This is a genomic window from Nocardioides scoriae (genome assembly GCF_900104965.1).
In the GTDB taxonomy this organism is placed as follows: domain Bacteria; phylum Actinomycetota; class Actinomycetes; order Propionibacteriales; family Nocardioidaceae; genus Marmoricola; species Marmoricola scoriae.
Genome location: NZ_LT629757.1, coordinates 2,768,777 through 2,790,175 on the forward strand (window position 1 = coordinate 2,768,777; position 21,399 = coordinate 2,790,175).

Here is a 21,399-nt window from a genome sequence, read left to right on the forward strand (position 1 = left end):
GGGCCATGTCTGCATCAACATGCAATGCGCACTCGTGCAGCCCGTCGGCGGGGTTGCACGCCTGCGCAACGGGGGATCATCTTCTCGCCCCCTCGAGAAGGAGTTTCCCATGAGCTTTCGCCGCATCGCCCAGTCCACTGCCGCCGCTCTGCTCGCCGTCGGGGTCTTCTCCGTCGGTGTCGCACCCGCCGGTGCCGCGACCGTCACCAAAGTGGGTGGCGGCGCCCACACCAGCGACACCGCCTGGGACTGATCCCGGGTCGCCTGGCGGGCGCTGATCTCGGGACGGCGCGGGGCGGAAGGATCGCCGAGTCGGTCAATTGTCGGGGGCCGACTCCGTGTCCTTCTGCCCCATCGCCAGTCCGAGCTGGAAGCGCGTCTGCACGCCGTACTCCTCCTTGAGCGCGGCGACGTACGACGCATAGGTGCGCGTGCTGACCCCCACCCGCTTGGCGCTGGCCGAGTCGCTGTGGCCCTCGGTCAGCATGCGCACCGTCAATTGCCGGATCTCCGCGGCGATCTCGCTCTCGGTGGTCCGGGTGGTCTTGTCGTAGTCACGGCCCCGCTCCCACGACCGCTCGAAGACGTCGATGAGGTACTCCACCAGCCAGCGGTCGTGGATGATGACCGCCGTCTGGGTGGTCTCGCCGGGGATCATCGCGAGCCGCCGGTCGATGACGATGAGGCGGTTGAAGAACTCGTCGAGGGTGCGGATCTCCGCCCCCTTCTGGCGCATCACGTCGACGTAGTCGCGCATCGAGCGGCTGCGTCGCGCCGTGTGCTGGTAGAGCGTGCGCATCCGCACGCCCCGCTCGAGCGCCCGCAGGTCGCGCGAGGACGCGATCGCCAGCGCCTGGGCCCGGCGAGGTCCGGCCGGCTGCGCGGTGAGCAGCTCCTCCTCGGCGTCGTCGACGGCCCCCTCGAGGAAGCGGTTGATGGCGTCGAGGCCGCGGATCTCCTCGTGGGTCGCGCTGCTGGAGGGCGTACGCCGGAACGCACTGGCCAGCGACGACAGGGTGTCCGCCCAGGCCGCCGACTCGGCCAGCAGCTCGACGGCCTGGCGCCCCATCGGCGCCACCAGGCCCGCCTGGAGGGTGGCGGGGTCGACGGGCAGCCAGCCGCCCCGCTCGTCGTCGAGGCGCAGCAGCCCCAGCTCGACCAGCAGCTGGACCGAGGCGTGGGCGGGGTGCTCCTCGGCGAGCCGCTCGTCGTCGGGGCGCAGCACGCCCTCGCGGACCACGTCGCGGAACAGCTGGCCGGCCTCGGCGTCGAGGAGCGTCCGCCTGCCGGTCCCGCCCTCGCCGTCCATGGACGCCATCATGGCGCCCCGGTGGACAAGACGCACGAGGACCCGCACCCCTGGGGGCGCGGGTCCGGCGTGGTGGTGCGGTGGTGGGTCAGCAGCGTCGCTCAGGCGCCGAGGCGCGCCTTGAGGCCGTCGAGCTCGGTCCAGAGCACGGTCGGCAGGTCGTCGCCGAACTTCTCGAACCACTCGGTGATCTGCGGGATCTCGGCCTTCCACTCGTCCACGTCGACGGCCAATGCCCGCGCCAGGTCGTCCTCGGTGACGTCGAGGCCCTCCACGTCGAGCGCGCCGGGCGCCGGCACGTGGCCGATCGGGGTCTCGACCGCGGCGGCCTGGCCGTCGAGGCGGTCGATGACCCACTTCAGGACGCGGCTGTTCTCGCCGAACCCGGGCCACAGGAAGCCGCCCTCGTCGTCGCGGCGGAACCAGTTGACGTAGAAGATCTTGGGCATCTTGGCGGCGTCGTTCTGCTTGCCCATGTTGATCCAGTGGCTGAAGTAGTCGCCGGCGTTGTAGCCGATGAACGGCAGCATCGCCATCGGGTCGCGGCGCACGACGCCGACCGCACCCGTGGCGGCCGCGGTCGTCTCGCTCGACAGGGTGGCGCCCATGAAGGTGCCGTGGGTCCAGTCGCGGGCCTCGGTGACGAGCGGGATGGTCGTCTTGCGGCGACCGCCGAACAGGATCGCGTCGATCGGGACGCCGCGCGGGTCGTCGTACTCCTTCGCCAGCATGTCGCACTGCTTGATCGGGGTGCAGTAGCGGCTGTTGGGGTGGCTGGAGAGCTCCTCGGAGTCGGGCGTCCAGGGCTGGCCCTTCCAGGAGGTGGCGCGAGCCGGCATGTTCTCCAGGCCCTCCCACCACACGTCGCCGTCCTCGGTGAGCGCGACGTTGGTGAAGACCGAGTTGCCCTTGTTGATGGTCTTCATCGCGTTGGGGTTGGTGTGCTCGTTGGTGCCGGGGGCGACGCCGAAGAAGCCGTACTCCGGGTTCACCGCCCACAGCCGGCCGTCGTCGCCGATGCGCATCCAGGCGATGTCGTCGCCGATGGCCTCGACCTTCCAGCCGGGGATGGTGGGCTCGAGCATGGCCAGGTTGGTCTTGCCGCAGGCGCTGGGGAAGGCCGCGGCGACGTACTTGGTGACCTGCTGGGGGTTGGTCAGCTTGAGGATCAGCATGTGCTCGGCCATCCAGCCCTCGTCGCGCGCGATGGCGCTGGCGATGCGCAGGGCGTAGCACTTCTTGCCGAGCAGCGCGTTGCCGCCGTAGCCGGAGCCGTAGGACCAGATCGCGCGCTCCTCGGGGAACTGCACGATGTACTTGGTGTCGTTGCAGGGCCACGCGACGTCCGCCTCGCCCTCGGCCAGCGGCATCCCGACCGAGTGGATCGCGGGCACGAAGTCGGCCGACAGCTCCTCCATCTTCTCCAGCACGTGGGTGCCCATGCGGGCCATCACGCGCATCGAGGCGGTGACGTACGCCGAGTCGGTGACCTCGACGCCGAACATCGGGTGCTCGGCCTCGAGGTGGCCCATGACGAAGGGGATGACGTACATCGTGCGGCCCTTCATGCAGCCGGCGTAGAGCCCGCGCATGAGGTCCTTCATCTCGCTCGGCTCCATCCAGTTGTTGGTGGGGCCGGCGTCCTTCTCCTCGACGCTGCAGATGTAGGTGCGGTCCTCGACGCGCGCCACGTCGGTGGGGTCGGAGGCCGCGTGGAACGAGTTGGGCTTCTTCTCGGGGTCCAGGCGCGTGAACGTGCCGGTGGCCACCAGGGCGTCGGTGAGCTCGACCCACTCCTCGTCGGAGCCGGTGCACCAGTAGACCCGGTCGGGCGTGGTCATCGTGGCGACCTCGGAGACGAAGTCGAGGATGCCCTGGTGGGTCGTGGGTGCGGCGGTGTCGGTCAGTTCGGCGGTCATGGGCGTGGCCCCTCTCGGTGCTCGGCCGGCTCCGAGGGCCGACCGACCGTCGACGGCGGTCGACGGGTGTGACGAATGAGTCGGTGCTGGGTGCCGCTCCGTTGCACCACCCGTGACGTGCTGTGCCGGGAAATGTAACTCGCTCTTGACAGCACGGGTATTTGATCGATCCAGCCACGCCTGGGCGGGGTTTGCGCCCCTCCCCCAACAAATAGGGGAGGGACTTTGCCCCGTCGTGGTGCGGCTTACTCAACGGTAACTGGCAGGTGGACAACAAACCGAGGACCGTGGTCTCGGTCCCTGAGGAGGGACGAAGTCCCGCCGGCCCCGGTCCCTGAGCTCGGTCCCTGAGGAGGGACGAAGTCCCGTCTCGAAGGGCCGCCCATCCCCGGCCGGCCTCGGTCCCCGAGGAGGGACGAAGTCCCGTCTCGAAGGGCCGCCCACCCCCGCGCACCGGCCCGATTCGCTCCCCCGGAGCGGGTCCGCTAAGGTTGTCCAGTCCTCGCGAGAGCGCGGACGGGCGCCTGTAGCTCAACGGATAGAGCATCTGACTACGGATCAGAAGGTTTGGGGTTCGAATCCCTACAGGCGCGCAGGACCGAGACGGCCCCGAGGATCACTCCTCGGGGCCGTCGTCGCGTCCGGGCCCGCGTCCGCAGGTGACGGAGGCGCTGCGGGAGGACTCCAGGACCCGGCGGGAGACCTCGCCCAGGCCCTGACCGAAGTTGGCCGACGCCGAGGCGATGGTCGAGAAGGCGGCAGCGACGTCGAGGTCGTAGCGGTCCACCAGGGCCCCGACCGCGGCCTCGACGTCCGGCAGGTCGGCCACCGTGGCCTCGAGCAGCGCCACCTCCCGCCTGGCCCGGCCCAGGGCCGCCGCGAGGACGGTCGCGGCCGAGCCCTCGTCGACGGTCTCGGCCCGAGCGGCCTCGCGCTCGAGCGCGCGCGCGATCCGGCTGAGCTCGCGCTCGACCCACCCGGCGTACTGCTCGTGCACCGCACCCGTGTCCAAACCCTGGTCCCCTCGCCCCGACTCCCACCACGAGTCTCCGGCCCGCGCCAAGACCGTGACAGGGACCTCGGTCCCGAAGGCGGTGGCGCGCGGTCCTGGGGGGAGCGGCGCCGGGGGCCCTAGGACTCCCGGTCGTCGACGAACACGAAGTTGGCGTAGCAGAAGGTGTTGGCGTCCGGCGTCATCGGATCGACGCGCCGCATGCCGTGCGGGAGCAGCTGGTATGGCGTGTAGCCCGGCAGCAGCCCGCACGCCGAGAGGAACGAGGTGTTGGACGTCAGCTGGTGCAGGTTCCACTCGATCTGGACGAACTTCGGCCGACAGGCGGCGATCATCCGCTGCGCACCGGTGAGCACCTCGTACTCGTAGCCCTCGACGTCGATCTTGACGAAGTCGAGCGCCCGCGTCTCGAGCAGCCGGTCGTAGGGGCCGGTCTCGAGCAGGCCGTCGAGGGTGATGACGTCCACCTGCATCGAGCGGGTGTTGCCCGCGGCCACGTAGTCGATCCGCGTCGCGTTCTCCGAGAGGGACGCGTGCTCGGTGGTCGGGTCGCCGTACCTCAGCTCCTCGGTGCCGGCCACCGAGCCCACCGCCGTGTTGAGGATCGTGAGGCGGCGGTCGTGGTCGGGCGAGGCGGCCTTGATCGCCCGCAGCCGGGCGGCAGCCTCGGGCAGTGGCTCGAAGGCCACGACCTCGGCGTCGGTGTGGCGGAGCAGCAGCTCGGAGTAGACGCCGACGTTGGCGCCGACGTCGAAGCAGGTCCGCGGTCGGGCGGGGGCGAGCACCTCGCGGACGAACCACTCCTCGCCCGACAGCTCCGGCTGCCAGCCGTTGTTGTAGCCCATGCCGCGCAGCGCCAGGTGGTAGAGCGCGTGGTTGACCGGCTGCGTCCGCTCGTGGGCGAACAGCTTGGCGTACCCGCGTCCCACCAGGTCCTTGACGTCCAATGTCGCCTCCCGAAAGGTGGTCTTTCGCGGGACACTAGGCCCGCAGGCGTCCGCCGACCAGGGTCCGACCGGTCAGCGTCGAGGTGGGGTAGACCGGGGGGCGTCGAGGACCGCCGCCGCGACCTCGCGCGCGACCGTGGCGTCGTGGTGCTCGTCGCGCAGCCGCATCGCCAGCTCGCCGGAGACCAGCAGCACCAAGGCGTCGGCCACGGTCTCGGCGCGCGCTCCCACGACCGGCTCGGCCAGCTCGCGCAGGCGCGTGCGCAGCGAGTCGGACTCGCGCGCCAGGGCGGCGGCGAGCTCGGGCGGCGGGGCGGCGTACTCCGCCGCGGTGCCGAGGAAGGCGCACCAGCGGGCCCCGTCGGGCCGGCTGCGGAACCGGCCCAGCGCCTCGAAGACGGCGAGCAGCCGGCCCCGGTCGTCGGCGGCCTCGGCGACGACCTCGTCCCACACCTCCAGCCAGGACCGGTGGCGGCGCTCGAGGGCCGCGGCGACCAGGCCCTCCTTGCTGCCGTAGGCGCGGTAGAGGGTCGCGGACGAGACCCCCGCACGCTCCAGGACCCGGTCAACCGGGGTGGCGGCGACGCCCCGGGTGAAGAGGAGCTCGTCGGCGGCGTCGAGCAGCTTCTTCTCGCTGCTGGGGCGCACGGACATGGGGACAGCCTAGGGTGGCCAACATGAAACGGTCGTTTTCGTTGAGGGAGCGTCGCGAGCCCGCCCTCGTCGTCGCGGGCACCGGCCTGGTGGCGGCGACGTACGGGCTGGTGCGGCTGGCCTACGGCCTCTACCTGCCCGACGTCAGCGCTTCGCTGGACCTCGGGCCGGCGGCCGGGGGGTACGTCGCGTCCGGGGCCTCGATGGCCTACTGCGCGGGCGCGGTCGTCGCGGCGCTCCTGGGCCGGCACCCCCGGTGGCTGGTGGTGGGCGCGGTCGCCACCGCTGCGCTCGGCTCGCTGGCCATGGCCCTGGCACCCGGGGTCGCGCTCTTCGTGCCCGCCGCCGTCGTCAGCTCGGCCGGCGCCGGCCTCGCCTCCCCCGCCCTGGTGACCGTCGTGTCCCGATCGGTCCCTGCCAGGCGCCGCGACGCCGCCCAGGCGGTCGTCAACTCCGGCACCGGCCCCGGCCTTGTCGCCGCCGGCCTCCTCGCCCTGGCGCTGCTGCCCGACTGGCGCCTCGGGTTCGTGGTCGCGGCCGCCGCCACCGCGGCCTCGGGCACGGCCGTCCTGCTGCTCGACGGCGGTCCCCGTCCGACCGCCGGCGCGGGAGGTCGGACCCGCCCCCCTCGGTCCCTGAGGAGGGACGACGTCCCGTCTCGAAGGGTCGCCGCCCTCGCCGCCCCCGCGCTCGCGGCCGTCCTCCTGGGCACCTCGTCCGCGGTGGTGTGGACCTACGCCCGCACCCACGTGGTCGAGCAGGGCCTCGGCGCGGGCGCCTCCACGACCGTCTGGATCGCGATCGGGGTCGGCGGCTCCGCGACGGTCGTGACGGCCCGCCGGCTGAGCGGCCTGCCCCCGACCCTGGCCTGGCGGCTCACCACCTCGGTGGTCGCCGCGACCACCGTCGCGCTCGGCCTCGGGGCGGGGACGCTGCCGGTGGCGCTGGTGGCGGCGACCGCGTTCGGGTGGGGGTTCGTCGCCGCCACGTCGGCCCTCATCGCCTGGGCGGCCGCCGTGCTGCCGGACCGCGCCGGCGAGGGCACGGCCGCCCTCTTCGTCGCCCTCGTGCTGGGCCAGTCGGCCGGCGCTGCCGTCGCCGGCCTGCTCGCCGACCGGCTCGACCTGGCCGCGGCGTTCGTGCTCCTGGCCGGCGTCGCGGTGCTGGCGGCCGCGTGCGGGGCGGGCCGGACCGCGGCCCGTCGTACGGCCACGGCCGGGCGTCGAGTAGACATGGACGCGTGAGTGACGCCCCCGCCGACCCTGCCCCCGAGCCCCGCGATGCCTCCGAGGTCGGGCCCGAGGCGTCCCGTGCCGCGTGGGCCGAGGCCGCTCGACCGGTGCTGCTGGAGGCGGCGGGGCGCTACCGCGCGACGGTGACCTACAAGCAGCTCTCGACGGCCGTGCAGGCCGCGACCGGCATCACGACGGCCCGCCCGGTGGCGCAGTGGATCGGCGGCGTCCTCGACGTCGTCACCCAGGAGTCGCACGCGCGCGACGAGCCGCTGCTGTCGTCGCTGTGCGTGAGCATCCAGGGCAGCGTGGGCGAGGGGTACGCCGAGTCGGTCGAGCGGGCCCGCGGCGTACGCCCCGAGGACCCGGACGGCCACGCCGCAGAGGAGCGCCTCGCGTGCTACCGCCACTGGGAGGCCGTCGGCCTGCCCCGCGACGGCGGCACGCCGCTGCGCACCGCCCACTTCAAGCCGGCCCGCAAGGCCCCCGCGGCCAAGCCCGCCGCCGCCAAGCGGGCCCCCGCCCGCGTCCCCGGATCGTCGGCACCCCCGCGCAAGGTCGCCCCCTCCAAGACCGCCGCCCCCGCGCCGGAGGAGAAGCCGATCCGGCTCTGCCCCAACTGCTTCACCGCCGTGCCCGCGACCGGCATCTGCGACTACTGCGACTGAGCTGACCACACCGCGCTCTCAGTCGCGCGGAGCCGGCGCAGACGCGCGGACACAAGTGCGTTCCCGGCATCCCGGCCACGCCTGCGGCTGTCGCCCGACCAGCACTTGTGTCCGCGCGTCTACGAGGTTCCCGGGTCTCACACCGCCAGCCGGAGCAGTGCGCCCATGGCGCACGGCCGCCGCCGCACGGGCACGCCCGAGTCTGACTCCCCACCGCGGCGGAGGGGAGTCCTAGCCGTAGGTCCTGCGAGGCACGCCGTACGCCGCCCGCTCGGCCGAGAGCCCGTCGGTCTCGAGCAAACGAGAGATCGCCCCGCTCGACGCACCCACGCCGGCGAAGTGCGACTCGACGTCGAAAGCGATGCACCACGCCCGATCCGCCGGCCAGACGAGCGCGGGGGCGAAGCCGCGCTCGTGGCCCCCGTCGGGCATGCCGCCCCAGTCCGTCCAGTCGTCCAGCGCCCCCATGGCGAGGGCGCAGACCCGGAGACCAGCGACGTCGAACCGCGAGGTGGCAGGGAGGGCCGGGCGGTACGGATACCCCTCCCACAGCAGGAAGAACAGGACCTGTCGTGGATCCGGGCGCGACCGGAGAGCAGCGACCGTACGTCCGATGACCTCGGCGTCGGTGAGCATGTGGTCGATCACCTCGTCAGCCACCTCCGACTCGGGTTGCCGGTCGAACTGCGGGTCGGGCAGCTGGAGCACGCGGGCGTACGACTCGAACGTCGGCGGTCCGAACCACAGGACGGCTTCGGCGGCCGTGCGGTCGGTGGTGCACGTCAGCAGCCACGTCGCCTCGCTGGTGTCGTCGACGAACTCCAGCGTCATCGCATGCCTCCTCGGCGGCACTCGTCTCGCTATGGCCGCGGCCTCAGACCACCAGCCGCAGCACCCGCTCCGCCACCCCGATGCTCACCTGTTGTCCCCACCGCAGCACGAGGTGGTCGGCCTCCATCCCGTCGCCGAAGGCCACCAGGCCGTCGGTCTCGACGGTGACCAACAGCGGGTCCACGAGGACGACGCCCTCGGTCGCGGAGACGCCCGTCGCCGGCGAGGGCCAGGCCTCGCGGACGAACCACGCCAGCCGCGCCTCGGTCGGCGCCGGCAGGGCCAGCTGCGAACGGCGCTCGAGCCAGGCCGAGCGGCACCAGCCGGTCGCGCCCGTACCGGTCGCCACCAGCAGCCCCGACGACGCCTGCCGCTCGGGCGCACCGCCGGGCGCGGCGAGCGTGTAGCGCGCGGTCTGGTGGCTGGGGTGGCCGACGTACACCTCGTTGAGCGCGACCAGCACCTGCCCGTCGTCGGTCCGCGCCTCGACCATCGTGCGCGGCTCGATCCGCCCCCGCCCCTGCAGCAGGGGCCCGACGTCGGCGGGCCGGTGCCGCACGAGCACCCCGGGGTTGCGGCCCGGCTCGGGGTCGACGCCGATGACCGGCTGGCCGTCGAGGTACTTCGCGACATTGGCCACCAGCCCGTCCTGCCCCACCACGACCACCAGGTCGTGCGGCTCGAACAGGAACCGGTCGAGGTCGCCCCGCTCGACGCTCCCCCGGCGCCAGTCCAGTGGGATCGCCGCGCCCACCTCGGCCAGCGCCTCCCGCTGCGCCTGATCGCGGGCGTCCAGCTCTCCCAGGTCACGCCCCCGGGTGGTGAGGAAGAACGCCGCCTGCCCGCGGGTGCCGTGGCGCTGCACGAGCTCCTCGAGCTCGGTCCGCCGGTGCACCACGACCACCCGGGGGGCGAGCCCGGTCACGCCGCGTCCTTCCCGGCGCCCAGCTTCGCGAGGACGGGCGCCAGCAGGTCGGGCGTCAGCACCAGGCTCTCGATGCGGGGCAGGTTGCCGGCCAGCTCCTTGACGGCCAGGCCGAGCAGCACGGCCTCGCTCAGGTCGGCGTACGCCGCGACCCGCGCCGCCTCCGCCTCGCCCTCGGCCACACCGGCCGAGCGAGTGGCCTCGGCCTTCGCGACCGCCAGTCGTTCGGTACGCCGCGCCTCGGCGTCGGTGGCGATCTCGCCGGCCGCCGCGGCCTCCTCGGCCTGACGACGGGCGTTGGCGCCGCGCTGGCTGACCAGCTCCTCCTCGCGCCGGGCGAGCTCGATCTGGGTCTGCAGCTCGTTCTGCCCGATCGCGCGCTCGCGCTCGACGGCCATCGCGCGCCGCTCGTACGTCGCCCGGTCGGCGTCCTGCTGCACCTGCTCGCGCGTCGGGGTGCGCAGCGCCTTCTCGACCTCCGGCTCGGGCCGCACGGCGACCACGCGGACCCCGATGACGGCGATGCCCGTCTCGCTGAGCCGGCCGTCGGCGGCCAGGCCCTCGGCGATCGCGGCCCGGATCGGCCGCACCCCGCCGGCCAGCACGGTCCTCAGCTCGGCGCCAGCGACCAGGTCGACGGCGTGCTGCTGGGCGCTCTCGGTGAGCAGCCCCGCGACCTGGTCGAGCGGCGTACCCCTCCAGCGGCCATGCTCGGGGTCGATCGAGAAGTCGATGCGGCCCGCGGCCACCGACGGGTCGACGACGCGGAAGGTGACCGTGGCCTGCACGCTCACGTCCTGGAAGTCGGCGGTGCGGGCGTGCAGCAGCAGCGCGAGGTCGCGGTCGTCGACCGGCACCTCGGTGAGGACGGCGCTGAGCGGGCGGTACCAGAAGGCCGCCCCGACCCCGGCGTGGACGGTCTTCCCGTTGCGCACGTGGGCGACGTGGGTGGTGGCGTTGCCGCGCAGGTGGCGGACCAACGGGTAACGGGCGATGTCAGCCATGGTGACCTCCGGTCGGTTGTTTTCGTCATTTTGACGATAAGCCACTCAGGTAGTTCTCGTCAACTCGACGATTAGTCGGTAGGGTCGCCCCATGACCTACGACCCGTCCGCCTTCGAGCCCTTCGCCGTCACCGTCGACCTCGTCGTCCTGACGATCCGCGACGACGAGATGTGCGCGCTGACGGTGGAGCGGGGCGAGGAGCCGTACGCCGGCCGGCGCGCCCTCCCGGGCGGGTTCGTCCTGCCCGAGGAGGACCTCGAGACCGCCGCCCTGCGCGAGCTCGCCGAGGAGACCGGACTAGGCGCTGCGGACGTCCACCTCGAGCAGCTGCGGTCGTACGGCGCCCCCGACCGCGACCCCCGGATGCGCGTCGTCAGCGTCGCCCACCTCGCGCTGGCCCCCGATCTGCCGACACCGCGGGCCGGCACCGACGCAGCGGCTGCCTCCTGGGTGCCGGTCTCGTCCGTCGGGGCCCTCGCCTTCGACCACGACGAGGTCCTCCGCGACGGCCTCGAGCGCGCCCGCGCCAAGCTGGAGTACTCCCCCCTCGCCACCGCCTTCTGCCCGCCGGAGTTCACGATCGGCGAGCTGCGGCGGGTCTACGAGGTCGTCTGGGGGGTGTCGCTAGACCCACGGAACTTCCATCGGAAGGCGACGGCGACGCCGGGGTTGCTCGTCGCTACTGGGGAGCGGACGAACCGGCAGGGTGGGCGGCCGGCGGAGCTGTTTCGGCGGGGGGAGGCCGTGAGTCTCTCGCCACCCCTCGTTCGCACGGCGTGATCTCCGCGATTCAGAAGCTGCCAGCCGGCACGAGCGCCTGATCAGGTCGTACGGGTCAGCGCACGTCGAAGCGCGACGAGGTCGGCCTCGTGGTCCAGCTCCTCATCGACGATCCGAAGACCCGCGACGAGGACCGCGTCGCCGGGCAGCTTGTTGCGCAGGCGTCCCCACACGAGCCGTTGTGCTTCGTTGGCGAAGGTGGACTCGTCGCTCGGTACACGTGCGGTCAACTCCATCCACCCCAAGCGACGGGTCCAGCAGCCACCTAACTTCCCTCATCGCTGTGCTCGAGCTCGGTGTACCGAAGGCTGAACTTCTCTCGCCAGTCGGCCTCTTCCTCGACGCACTCGAAAATGCCCTCGATATAGGCGACTGCTACGCGAGGCTTCGGACCACGCCGATGGCACGCTGCTCATGGCGCCCGAGGAGATCGCGCTGATTCCGACCGACCGCAGCATCAGCGGACTAGAACTGCTGTAAAGATGGGCTCCGCAGGTAGCCGACACGCCGCCTCGGCTCACACAAGGGAGCATTGATGAAGGACCTGGCCGCAGGAGAGCTGCCGCTGCGAAAGATCTTCTCGAGCGATTTCGAGTTTGCTATCCCTGACTATCAGCGGCCTTACGCCTGGGGCAGAGAACAAGCTCTGCAGCTGCTGGACGACCTCGAGGGAGCCCTGTCCAGAGACACCGACGAGCCGTACTTCCTCGGTTCAATCGTTCTGGTCAAGAAGAGCGTCGACTCTCGCGCCGATGTGATCGACGGACAGCAGCGCCTCACCACATTGAGCATCCTGTTCGCAGTGTTGCGAGATCTCACCAGCAACTCTCAGCTGGCGTCCGAGCTGGCAAGGATCGTCGTGGAGCCGGGCGAGATCATGGCCGGTACCAGCACCAAGCCCCGTCTCACCCTGCGGAAAAGAGACGCCACCTTCTTCACGAACCACGTCCAGACCCCCGGCGCCATATCTCAACTGGTCTCGCTCGACGACTCGCAACTGGCAACAGACGCCCAGCGGGCCATCAAGTACAACGCCATGGCATTCCAGCAGCGATTGTCAGCGTGGACTGACGACAAACGCCGCAGCCTCGCGGCGATGCTCGGCTCCCGGACCTTCCTGGTAGTCGTCAGCACACCCGACTTGAACAGCGCTCACCGGATCTTCAGCGTGATGAATGCACGTGGCCTTGACCTGACTCCGGCCGACATCTTCAAGTCCAAGGTAATCGGCGACATCGGGGACACGGATGGCAACGCTCTGGAGTACGCCGAGAAGTGGGAACAAGAGGAGGTCGACCTCGGTCGCGATGCATTCGCAGAGTTGTTCGGCCACATTCGCACGATCTTCCTGAAGGAGCGTGCCAGCAAGGTGCTTCTCCAGGAGTTCGACGAAGGTGTCCTGAGCCGTTATCTCCCCGGCACTGGGCGACAGTTCGTCGACGACGTGCTTATCCCCTACTCGGACGCCTACGAGCGGCTTCTGACACAGAACTTCCCGGACGACGCCACCTGGGGACCGGTGAACAACTGGCTGCGGAGGCTCATGCAGGTCGACAACGACAGTTGGCGACCGCCAGCGCTGTGGGCCCTTCGAGAGCACAAGAACGATCCCCGGACGCTTGCTGACCTCCTCCAGAAGCTGGAGCGCCTCGCAGCCAGCATGTTGTTGCGACGGGTGTACGCGACCCCTCGAGGGATCCGGTATGCCGATCTGCTGAAGCAGCTGGAACGCGGCGAAGGCCTGAGCGCGGCCGCATTCGAGCTCTCGGAAGACGAGGTCAAAGACACGCGGCGCAAGCTCGACGACCACATCTATCTGGTGGCGCCCGTGCGCCGGTATGTGCTGCTCCGACTCGACGAGCTGCTGGCCAAGCAACCTGGGGTCAGTTATCAGCACAAGATGATCACCGTCGAACACGTGCTGCCGCAGAATCCGCGGACAGATAGCAGCTGGGTGCGCGACTTCACCGAAGAGCAGCGGCAAGACTGGACGCACCGCCTCGGCAATCTGGTGCTGCTGAATCGTGCGAAGAACAGCGAGGCACAGAACTACGACTTCGCGAAGAAGAAGGACAAGTACTTCAGTGGCAGCAACGGGAGCGCAGTATTCGCTTTAACGACCCAAGTCTTGACGACAGCCAACTGGACACCAGCGGTGCTGCAGCAGCGGCAGGCGGATCTGACTTCTGCGCTGATTGCCGAATGGTCCTTGTAATTGAGGGATTCGCTGCCTCACCGACTGTGCGTATCCGTAGGGCTGGTCAACCTGACCATCAGAACTGGAGCGATCGAGCATGAGTAGGCGCTCCTCAGGAACGCCAGGAGCGCCTGCGAAGCAGATTTCAGTCGCTGAGTTTTGAACGGTCCGCAGCGTCGATTGCCGATAAAGCAACGGGGGACCGGCACGGAATCGGAGGCCGCGCCATCGGATCAAGCTTTTCCTCCAGGTCATGGCTCCGTGGTCCTTCGCCGACTAGCAGACGGGTGCTCGGCGACACTCCAGACCGCTCCAGGCCGCGACATATGAGGACTCAGTTGATGCCGAGCCGCACGGCCGCACCAGATGCTGCCAGCCGATGGCACCATCAGTCGGTATTGCTGGTCTCAGACCAGAGGTAGTCGAACTCCGTGAATGCAAGCTTGTCACCGTACTGATCGATGTTGTCCTTCACGTTGACGATCAGCACACGTTCGGAACCACCGTTCAATGGTCCGCGCAGGCCACGCCCGATCATCTGCTGATAGAGGTTTGCGCTGAAAGTCGGGCGCGTGACGTAGACGGCCCGCACCCTCGGAGCGTCAAAACCCTGTGACAACACGTTGTAGTTCGTGATGACGCGGATGCGACCGGCTTTGAACTCGTCGATGTACCACCGCCGAACCGGGCCAGGCGTGCTCGCATCGATGGCAACGCTCGGAATGCCCTTGTGAACCAACTGCGCCGCGAGGGCACGCGCATTCTCGACGGAGCTAGCGAAGACGAGTGCTGGCCAGTCATCAGGGAGGCTCATCAGATCCTCGACGATGGTCTTGTTCCGCTCGATGTCGGCGCCTAGCCGCGCTTCTACGTTCCGAGGCAGACGCCCGAAGCGTTCGACCTCTTCCTGCTCGAGCTTGCTGAGTCGAACTTGCGCGCCGTCGATGACGCGCTGCTCGACTTGAGCGAGGATCCTCTTGGCTTGGAGCACCGGATAAGGCTCGTCGTCCTCGAACGCCTTGCCGTCCAGCCGGTTGCCGTCGTACCTGTTGACGAGGCGTCGCGTCTCTTCGACGTTGGTGTTTCGGAAGGGCGTCGCGGTGAGCCCGATGAGCGGCCTGTCCTCCCTGCGCGTGCGAGCCTTTCGTCCTAACCACTCGAGCACTTTCGTGTACATCGGCGACACGGACGTGTGTGCTTCGTCGACGACCACCACCGAGGTCTCCGTCATCCAGGCGTAGTCGGGTTGAGCGTCCTTCTCCTTGAGCTTTTGAGGCGTAGCGACAACCAGTTGGATGGCTGACGTTTCCTCGGACACCTCGTTGTTGCCCCACAGGCGGCCAATGGCCAGTGGTTCGCGGGGCCCTACCGACCGCCAGATGTAGGACCATGTCTCCACAGCCTGCTCGCACAATTCGTCGCTTTGGGCGATCCATACGATCGGCCCCCGGAGCTCGCCATCCCGAATTTCTTCGACCAGTGCCTGAACCGCCACCCGGGTCTTCCCGGCACCAGTCGGAAGCGAGACGAGGCCGCGGCGCGGTTGTCCTCCTTGAACCATGGACCGGATGTTCTCGACACAGATCTCCTGGTAGTCGTGCAGATCACCGAGTTCCGTCGGGCCCTCGACCACGAAGTTCGCCGGGCGAGGCTGGCCCGCGAAGCCAGCCAACTCGGGAGCGAACCCGAGCTCTGTGACCCAATTCCGAGTCGACCGCTGGCCCGCCCACGTTTGCGGGGGATTCAGCCCTTTCTCGTCCAGAACGGCTCGGAAGTGCGACAACGTCGTCACTCCCTGGACGGCAAGAACCAGGCGTGCCAGCTCGACCGGGTCCTCGATTACACCTTGCTCGAGCTCGATTGCCTCGAGCGCAGCGCGTGGCAGCGTCCGGCGAAGCACCTCAGCGTCAACCAATAAGGAGAGCCTCGTCGCGTCGTCCGGAGCCCGTCTCAACTGTGTGACAAGCACTCGTCGGGCCTCGTTCTCAACTTGATCGAGGACCGAACGTACGTCTGCTGGGCCCATGTCAAGCCCCAACGACCGTGACACGCCCCGGAGAACGGCAGCAGGGTCTGGAGATGTGACCAGAACGGTTCCCTCATGCAATGCACTGTCTACGGCTCTTGCACGCTGCCCCTGGGGGGTTGCCGACACAATGCTGATCTCGGAACACACTTGGAAGCGCGTTTCCTGCTGCTCAGGTGACAGCCACAGCTTCATGGCGGGAAAGTGGAACACCACCGACTCCGGGTCGCCGGTCGCGCTGAAAACAAGCTCCTGCTCGAGCAAGCGTGTTCCCTCAGCGAGACCCCATGATGCTTGTAGAGCCTCGGCGTCGCCCTCGTCCTCAACGAACACCACTGGTATCTGTTGTTCACGGAGTGACTGCAACACGTCCCTGTTGCGCACAACGGCCACCTCACGTGGTGGTCTCACACCGACCGTCGAACCGACGTGAGCCAAGATCCGCTGAGGAGCTTCACTGAAGTGCACGGCCCACGAGTAGAAGCGAGCCGAACGGTCCGGATCATCGTGCCAAGTCACGGCGACACCGTGTAGGGCGCTCCACGCAAGAGCACTGAGGTCGATGGGGTCGGTCCTCACCCCCAGTTGCTCAGCAACCACCGTGGGAAGCTCCACGGTCGGCAGGACGTCGGGCGGCATGTCATCCGACGCAATGAGGCAGAAGCCTGGGACCAAGGGGCCGAATGAGGTTTCCAACCTCCCGTGCTCTCGAATCCGCTGAATGGCGGGGTTCCGGTATTTCTTCCGACCGTATTGAGTCTGAGTGGCGTGCCGCACCTGGATCGCGTCGGTCGACGCCAGTTGGAGGACCCGACGGGTGACAGCTTCCCGCGCTGGGTCGGGCAGGCGATCGAGGGACTGGAGCGGCCACGGAAGACCGCCCTCATCAAGTACAACCAAGCGGTCCATCTGCGGCTTCGCACCGTCGCACGACTCGACGAAGTGGTCTTTGATCTGGTCGTGGTAGCGATCCAGCCACATTTCCGCTTGACCCCCCTGACGCAGCAGCGGCTGATCGACCGCGCCGAGGCTGCTGATCAGAGCCCGCTCCTGCTCATGGAAGCGGCTGTCGAGGCAGAACGGGGCGTTGGCGCCGATACCTGGCGCCAAGACCGGGCCCGGCAAGAAGGTCTCGTTCAACGGCCGGAATTGCCCGGTGAGGGTCCGCACCTGTACATGGTGCTCCACGGGCGCCGGCAGCTCATCGGCAAGGATTGTCCTGGCGACTTCGACCGTGCACTGTCGGGCAAGGGACCATGCCTTGGCCCAATCCACCGAGCGCGGGTCTCTTGCACGTGCCAGGACGTGGCGAAGTTCGCCTGCACGGTCCAGCACCTGTACACCCACCAGCGCGAGGGCCGCCAGGGCCACGGGCATCTTGGCAAGCTCCGGGTGGATGAACTGGAAGTTGCCGTCGTCAGGCGACGAACGGATGAAGATCTTTCCGCGAGCGGGTCTGGCCCAGGTCCCGTTCTCGAGGAGCACGACGCGTGCGCTGAGCGGGTCGCCGTCCCGACGGGCCCCACCTGGTGCGAGTGCAGCGAGGATCGCCAGTGCCTGCGCCGAGCCCTCAGCTGTGAAGCCCTCGCCTCTGGCAGCCTCGATCCACCGCTCAATTCTGGGAATGGGCGGTATAGGGCCCATGAGTCGCTCCGCCTTCGAGCGGCGTTCTGTGTTCGACACACACCGAGGGTCGATCCATCCGGGCAGTTTGCCGACTCCGACCCTCCACAGGGCCATGACGTCGTCCGCGATGTCAGGTGGCTGCATGGCAAGGTCGCGAGGACGGCGAAGCGTTCCCGTGGTGTCCGGCAAGCTGGGGATTTCTCGTAACGCCTTGAAGACGGGCTCGTTCAGCACGCCGTCTGCCCAGGAACGAAGTTCCTTGCCGCGACCTGGAAGCAGATCGAGGCTCGTCTGCGGCGTTGCTCGATCGACCACCTTGTGCCATGCCGCGGCAACCATTGCCGGGAGGACCTCGGTCAGAATCTCCTGATTGAATCTGCCTTCGAGCAGCCGACGACGGTCCTCGGACAGCTTCCACGTGGTGTTGACGATGCCTGCCAATGTGCTTCGGTCGTCAGTGGGAAAGAACGCCCAGAACTGGCCCTCTTGACGCCGCCGCCCCGATCTCGGAACGGCCCAGCTCACCTTCACTGCTTCCCTACGTGCCAGCTCACCTGCGTCCTCCAGCGCCAGCTTGGAGGGGCGGAATTGGCGATCGACCACGACCCACTCGGACCGCTCCTCACCGACGGTCAGCTCGTACACGTCTTTGCCCCTGGCCGCCACTCCGATACGGCGCGCAATCTCGTCTGCTCGGTTCTCAAGCACCAGCTCGCGGGCCTGAGGCGAGAAGAGCATGAACTCCGAGGGGAAGTCTGCGAGATCCTCCTTCACGCCCGTGGCGTCGCGATCGAGAGGAATGCGGATGACAGTGCTCGCCCAGTCCATCAATTCGGCCAGCACCCGATCCTGACGGGCCTCCGCTTCCGGATCGAGTGGCGTGGCAAGACGCAGGACGGGAAATCGGGGGGCATCCGGGACCACGCGCCGAATACGCTCCCTCGTGACCTCACGGTCGAAGCCGAACGAGCCTGAACGACTGAACACCTGCGGGCGATCACTCAGCGCGACGACTGACTTGAACCCGAGCCCGAATCGTCCGATCGACTCGTCGCGCTTGCCGGATTGGTGGGAGCCGAGGAGGGATCGGACCCCGTCCTCGGTGAGAGGTGACCCCTGGTTGGCGACGTAGAGGACGTCGTAGGTCAGGACCACATGAATGCGGCCCGTCGTGCCCTGGAGGGCGTCAGCGGCATTCTGGACGAGCTCGAAGATCTGCTTACGGCCGTACCCGCCCTCGAAGATCGTCGTCTCGATGTTCGCGTCCGACTCGACCCGGATCGGCTGCTCACGGTACGCGGCGAGGCATCGGTTCGACTCCGCTGTCACCAGCTCGGACAACCCACTGGTGGGTCCGGCCCAATCGGTCATTTGCACTACCCCCGAGATTGATCAGTCGATGTCGAGAAGTTGGTTCTTTCTATCAACAGGGTCCGATTTCTGTGGCTGAAGTCGCTCAGCGCAAGAACGTCGCCAACCCGGAGATGGTCGGCACGGCGGCGAGCGATGGCTTCCCGGCTCGGTCCCGGACCACTCCGGTCACGACCCCCTCCACCCCGATGCCGCCGGCCAGATCGGGCCAACCCCATCGTGACCCCACGGTTCCCGCCTCGACTCGGCGCGCGACCAGTTCTCCGAAGGCGGGGGTCGTGTGTCCGATCCGACGCTCTGCCGAGCGGACCTCCCAGACCGGAACCCCAAGTGTGGACGAGCGGCGATCGAAGGCCGCTGCAACTCGTCCTCCGATCACAATCTCGTCGGCCTCGATGTCCGGATCGATCGCGATGTCATCCGGCCTGAGCTCGATCGCCGCCGTCATCCACCGCTGATGGCCGCCGACGATCCAGCGGCCAGTGGTCTTGTCGTAATGGAAGAATCTCGGCCGGTCCAGCCCCGCTCCCACAAGCCTGTCCCGCGCGCGGGTGAGCGCGACATAAGCGACCGAACTGCCGTCCGGTTCTCGCATCCCGTCGGGATCGACCACGACGACGTTGTCGAACTCGAGCCCCTTGGCCCGATGCACCGTCGACACCACCACCGGGCCGGGCCCCGCACCGAGGGCAGCAGGAAAGTCACCGAGGTCCACCCGCATGGTCAGACGCGCAATGTCGATCCGATCTGCGACGCGCAGGTTGCGCTCGGTCGCCTTGAGTAGCCGCCAGGAGGCTTCGGGATCAGACACCACTCCGGTGAGACGATCAATCACATCGGTTTTGGTGATGGACGTGGTGGAACCTGAGACCGCTCGTGCGACCCAGGTCTCCAGAGGCTGCTTCTCGACAAGCGGCCGAAGTCTTGCCGTGACCTCCAGTTCGCGAAGCACTCCCGCGACGACGAGCGCATCACCGTTCGTTCGGCACAGAAATGCAGTGGTTCCAGGCCATCTGGCGACAGGTCGTGCCACACCCGCCACGTCACCCATCGTCAGGACAGAGCCGAGGTGGTCCTCCACCGCTTGCGTCCACTCCCCGCCGTCGAGATCGGTCGCGCCGAGTGACGCGACCGATCTCGCGTCTTCGGACCTCGCTCGGTACTGACCCAGGAGGCGAACGCGATCGACGGGGTGTCGCCCGCTGAGCAACGCCGCCTCGTCGAGGAAGTCACGCGCCGTCATGTCTGTTGCGTCGGTGAGCTGGAAGTCGTAGAGCGCCTGGCGCGGGTCCCCGAGCAAGGTGAAGCCTGCCCCCTCTGGGAGAGCTCGAAGAAGGTCGAGCACAAAGCGTGCACGAATCCCGACGAGGTCCTGGACCTCGTCGACCACCACGTGGCCGAGCAACGAGAGCGATTCGCTGGCTGCGCCAGCAGCCAGCACCGCGCGGATCCGCTCGATCCGGCCGTCGAAGTCGAGACCAGCCCAGTCGTCTGCCGCCACCTCATCGAGCAGCATGGTCGCGGTGCTGTCGATCGTCCGAATGGTCGGGAGCGGACGGGCCGATCGGGGACCGAGCCGGCTACGAAGCGCCGCGACGGCAGCCCGCGAGAAGCTCAAGACGAGAACTTCGTCGACGACGTCGAGGTCGTGCAGCTCAGCGAGTGCATCGACCCGGGCGGCGACCACCTCGGTCTTGCCGCTCCCCGGCGCCGCGAGCACGATCTGCCGTGCGTCCGGCTCCGCCTCTGCGACTGCCACCTGCTCGGCGTCGAGACCGTGCGAGACCCCCTCACGCACGACGACCTCAGGCCAGACGGTCTGCGACGACGGTGGCGATCGACCGGGCGAGGGGCGGCGGCACGGCGTTGCCGATCTGACGGGCGATCGACACCTTCGTGCCGCACCACTCGAAGTCCTCGGGAAAGCCCTGGATGGACGCCGCCTCGGCATGGGTGATGGGCCGGTCCTCCGTCGGGTGGAGGTAACGCCCCTTCTCAGGCTTGAAGAACTCCGTGCGAATCGTCACCGACGGCCGGTCCCAACGCAAGCGGCCCATCACGTCGCCCGACCCGCTACGGTGACGCCGCCAGCAGGGGCTCGACAACTCGTCAGGTAGGTCGAATCGATTGCCGCCCGGCGGAATGGCTGCGTAGCGGGCACGGGACAGGTCGCTCACGTCCCGCGTGATGTGCAGATCGCGCATCTTGAAGGGGCCTGGCAGCGTTCGACCGCGGAACTCGACCACACTGTCGGGCAGCTCGGTCTTCGTCACCCGGGGGGCGAGCCAGGCCGGGAAGGCGTCAGACAGCGAGCGGACGTCCCACAGCTCGGGGAGTCCGATCTCCCGGGTGCCGCGCCGTCGTCCGATCACAACCGCGCGGCGACGCGCCTGCGCCGCTCCGTGATCCGCGGCGTTGACGACCTGCATTTCGATCTCGTAAGCACCCAGGCGGCCCCGGGCACGAACCAGGCCGGTGAGTTCGGCGAACTGAGTCGACTTGAGGAACTGCGGCACGTTCTCCATGACGAAGAAAGCGGGTCGGACCCGTTCCAAGGTCTCCACGTAGTGCTCCCACATCGCATTGCGGGGATCCTGCGGGTCGCGCGTGCCGAGTGAGGAAAAGCCCTGACAGGGGGGCCCGCCCACCACGACGTCGGCCTGGGGTAGCGAACCCCTGGTCCAGTCCGCGATGTCACCCACATGGATGTGGTCGCCGAAGTTCTGGGCGTACGTGGCCGCCGCGTGCAGATCCCACTCCACGGCGGCGATCGGGGCGAATCGCCCGGTCGAAACGAAACCCGAGGTCAGCCCCCCACAGCCGGCGAAAAGATCCATGAGCTTCGCTTCTCCCGACACGCCGGCAGCGTACGTGAGCGGGGGGACACTGTGCCGCAG

General features: G+C 68.8%; 17 protein-coding genes and 1 tRNA gene. 6 read left to right on the forward strand and 12 right to left on the reverse strand.

The genetic code is table 11. The annotated features are described in order from the left end of the window. Window positions 1-109 precede the first annotated feature (109 nt). A complete protein-coding gene (locus BLU55_RS19500) occupies window positions 110-253 on the forward strand; it encodes a hypothetical protein (protein ID WP_157682851.1) in 144 nt (47 codons plus the stop codon). Between the two features lie 63 nt (window positions 254-316). Here BLU55_RS19500 and BLU55_RS13240 read toward each other — a convergent pair whose 3' ends face one another. Beyond that, window positions 317-1,309, reverse strand: a complete 993-nt coding sequence (locus BLU55_RS13240) for a phospholipase D-like domain-containing protein (RefSeq protein ID WP_091730491.1) — start codon at window positions 1,307-1,309, stop codon at window positions 317-319. Window positions 1,310-1,410: 101 nt separating this feature from the next. Continuing rightward, window positions 1,411-3,228, reverse strand: coding sequence for a phosphoenolpyruvate carboxykinase (GTP) (locus tag BLU55_RS13245; RefSeq protein ID WP_091730494.1), 1,818 nt, complete (start codon window positions 3,226-3,228; stop codon window positions 1,411-1,413). Between the two features lie 520 nt (window positions 3,229-3,748). On the opposite strand from BLU55_RS13245, the gene BLU55_RS13250 reads away from it, so the two are divergent. Continuing rightward, window positions 3,749-3,821: transfer RNA gene (locus BLU55_RS13250), tRNA-Arg, on the forward strand. A gap of 23 nt (window positions 3,822-3,844) precedes the next feature. Here the strand turns inward: BLU55_RS13250 and BLU55_RS13255 are convergent. From BLU55_RS13255 to BLU55_RS13265, 3 genes are all read right to left on the reverse strand, one after another. Continuing rightward, window positions 3,845-4,225 (reverse strand): ANTAR domain-containing protein, encoded by a 381-nt coding sequence (locus BLU55_RS13255; RefSeq protein WP_091730497.1) that lies wholly within the window; start codon window positions 4,223-4,225, stop codon window positions 3,845-3,847. A 134-nt stretch (window positions 4,226-4,359) separates the two neighbouring features. Continuing rightward, on the reverse strand, window positions 4,360-5,187 hold the full coding sequence (locus BLU55_RS13260; RefSeq protein WP_091730500.1) for an FkbM family methyltransferase: 828 nt from the start codon (window positions 5,185-5,187) through the stop codon (window positions 4,360-4,362). Between the two features lie 72 nt (window positions 5,188-5,259). Then, entirely contained in the window at window positions 5,260-5,841 is a 582-nt protein-coding gene (locus BLU55_RS13265; protein WP_091730503.1) for a TetR/AcrR family transcriptional regulator, read from the reverse strand. 41 nt (window positions 5,842-5,882) lie between these two features. Between BLU55_RS13265 and BLU55_RS13270 the strand changes: the two genes are divergently transcribed. Together BLU55_RS13270 and BLU55_RS13275 are read left to right on the forward strand one after the other, a co-directional pair. Then, complete coding sequence (locus BLU55_RS13270; RefSeq protein WP_157682852.1) at window positions 5,883-7,085, forward strand: MFS transporter; 1,203 nt, start codon at window positions 5,883-5,885, stop codon at window positions 7,083-7,085. After that, window positions 7,082-7,741 carry a hypothetical protein gene (locus BLU55_RS13275; protein ID WP_091730508.1) on the forward strand — a complete coding sequence of 220 codons (660 nt, stop codon included), beginning with the start codon at window positions 7,082-7,084 and terminating at the stop codon, window positions 7,739-7,741. Before BLU55_RS13270 ends, BLU55_RS13275 begins: the two co-directional genes overlap by 4 nt. A 231-nt stretch (window positions 7,742-7,972) precedes the next feature. Here the strand turns inward: BLU55_RS13275 and BLU55_RS13280 are convergent, their stop codons facing one another. The 3 genes from BLU55_RS13280 to BLU55_RS13290 are packed head-to-tail and all read right to left on the reverse strand — an operon-like array spanning window position 7,973 to window position 10,501. Then, the gene (locus BLU55_RS13280) at window positions 7,973-8,572 is read right to left on the reverse strand and encodes a hypothetical protein (protein WP_091730511.1); all 600 of its coding nucleotides are present in this window, start codon (window positions 8,570-8,572) and stop codon (window positions 7,973-7,975) included. 43 nt (window positions 8,573-8,615) lie between these two features. After that, window positions 8,616-9,497, reverse strand: a complete 882-nt coding sequence (locus tag BLU55_RS13285; RefSeq protein WP_091730513.1) for an NAD(+)/NADH kinase — start codon at window positions 9,495-9,497, stop codon at window positions 8,616-8,618. Beyond that, window positions 9,494-10,501 (reverse strand): SPFH domain-containing protein, encoded by a 1,008-nt coding sequence (locus BLU55_RS13290; RefSeq protein WP_091730515.1) that lies wholly within the window; start codon window positions 10,499-10,501, stop codon window positions 9,494-9,496. Before BLU55_RS13290 ends, BLU55_RS13285 begins: the two co-directional genes overlap by 4 nt. A gap of 91 nt (window positions 10,502-10,592) precedes the next feature. On the opposite strand from BLU55_RS13290, the gene BLU55_RS13295 reads away from it, so the two are divergent. After that, window positions 10,593-11,282, forward strand: coding sequence for an NUDIX hydrolase (locus BLU55_RS13295; protein WP_091730517.1), 690 nt, complete (start codon window positions 10,593-10,595; stop codon window positions 11,280-11,282). A gap of 41 nt (window positions 11,283-11,323) precedes the next feature. On the opposite strand, the gene BLU55_RS13300 is transcribed toward BLU55_RS13295, so the two are convergent. After that, window positions 11,324-11,512 (reverse strand): hypothetical protein, encoded by a 189-nt coding sequence (locus BLU55_RS13300; protein WP_157682853.1) that lies wholly within the window; start codon window positions 11,510-11,512, stop codon window positions 11,324-11,326. A gap of 305 nt (window positions 11,513-11,817) precedes the next feature. On the opposite strand from BLU55_RS13300, the gene BLU55_RS13305 reads away from it, so the two are divergent. Further along, window positions 11,818-13,497 carry a DUF262 domain-containing protein gene (locus BLU55_RS13305; RefSeq protein WP_091730520.1) on the forward strand — a complete coding sequence of 560 codons (1,680 nt, stop codon included), beginning with the start codon at window positions 11,818-11,820 and terminating at the stop codon, window positions 13,495-13,497. A gap of 370 nt (window positions 13,498-13,867) precedes the next feature. Here the strand turns inward: BLU55_RS13305 and BLU55_RS13310 are convergent, their stop codons facing one another. The 3 genes from BLU55_RS13310 to BLU55_RS13320 all read right to left on the reverse strand — a co-directional run bounded on the left by BLU55_RS13310 (window position 13,868) and on the right by BLU55_RS13320 (window position 21,360). Further along, the gene (locus tag BLU55_RS13310) at window positions 13,868-18,502 is read right to left on the reverse strand and encodes a sacsin N-terminal ATP-binding-like domain-containing protein (protein ID WP_091730522.1); all 4,635 of its coding nucleotides are present in this window, start codon (window positions 18,500-18,502) and stop codon (window positions 13,868-13,870) included. A gap of 85 nt (window positions 18,503-18,587) precedes the next feature. Further along, window positions 18,588-20,300 carry a UvrD-helicase domain-containing protein gene (locus BLU55_RS13315; RefSeq protein WP_091730524.1) on the reverse strand — a complete coding sequence of 571 codons (1,713 nt, stop codon included), beginning with the start codon at window positions 20,298-20,300 and terminating at the stop codon, window positions 18,588-18,590. A 7-nt stretch (window positions 20,301-20,307) separates the two neighbouring features. Then, a complete protein-coding gene (locus BLU55_RS13320; protein WP_197680988.1) occupies window positions 20,308-21,360 on the reverse strand; it encodes a DNA cytosine methyltransferase in 1,053 nt (350 codons plus the stop codon). Window positions 21,361-21,399: the final 39 nt, after the last annotated feature.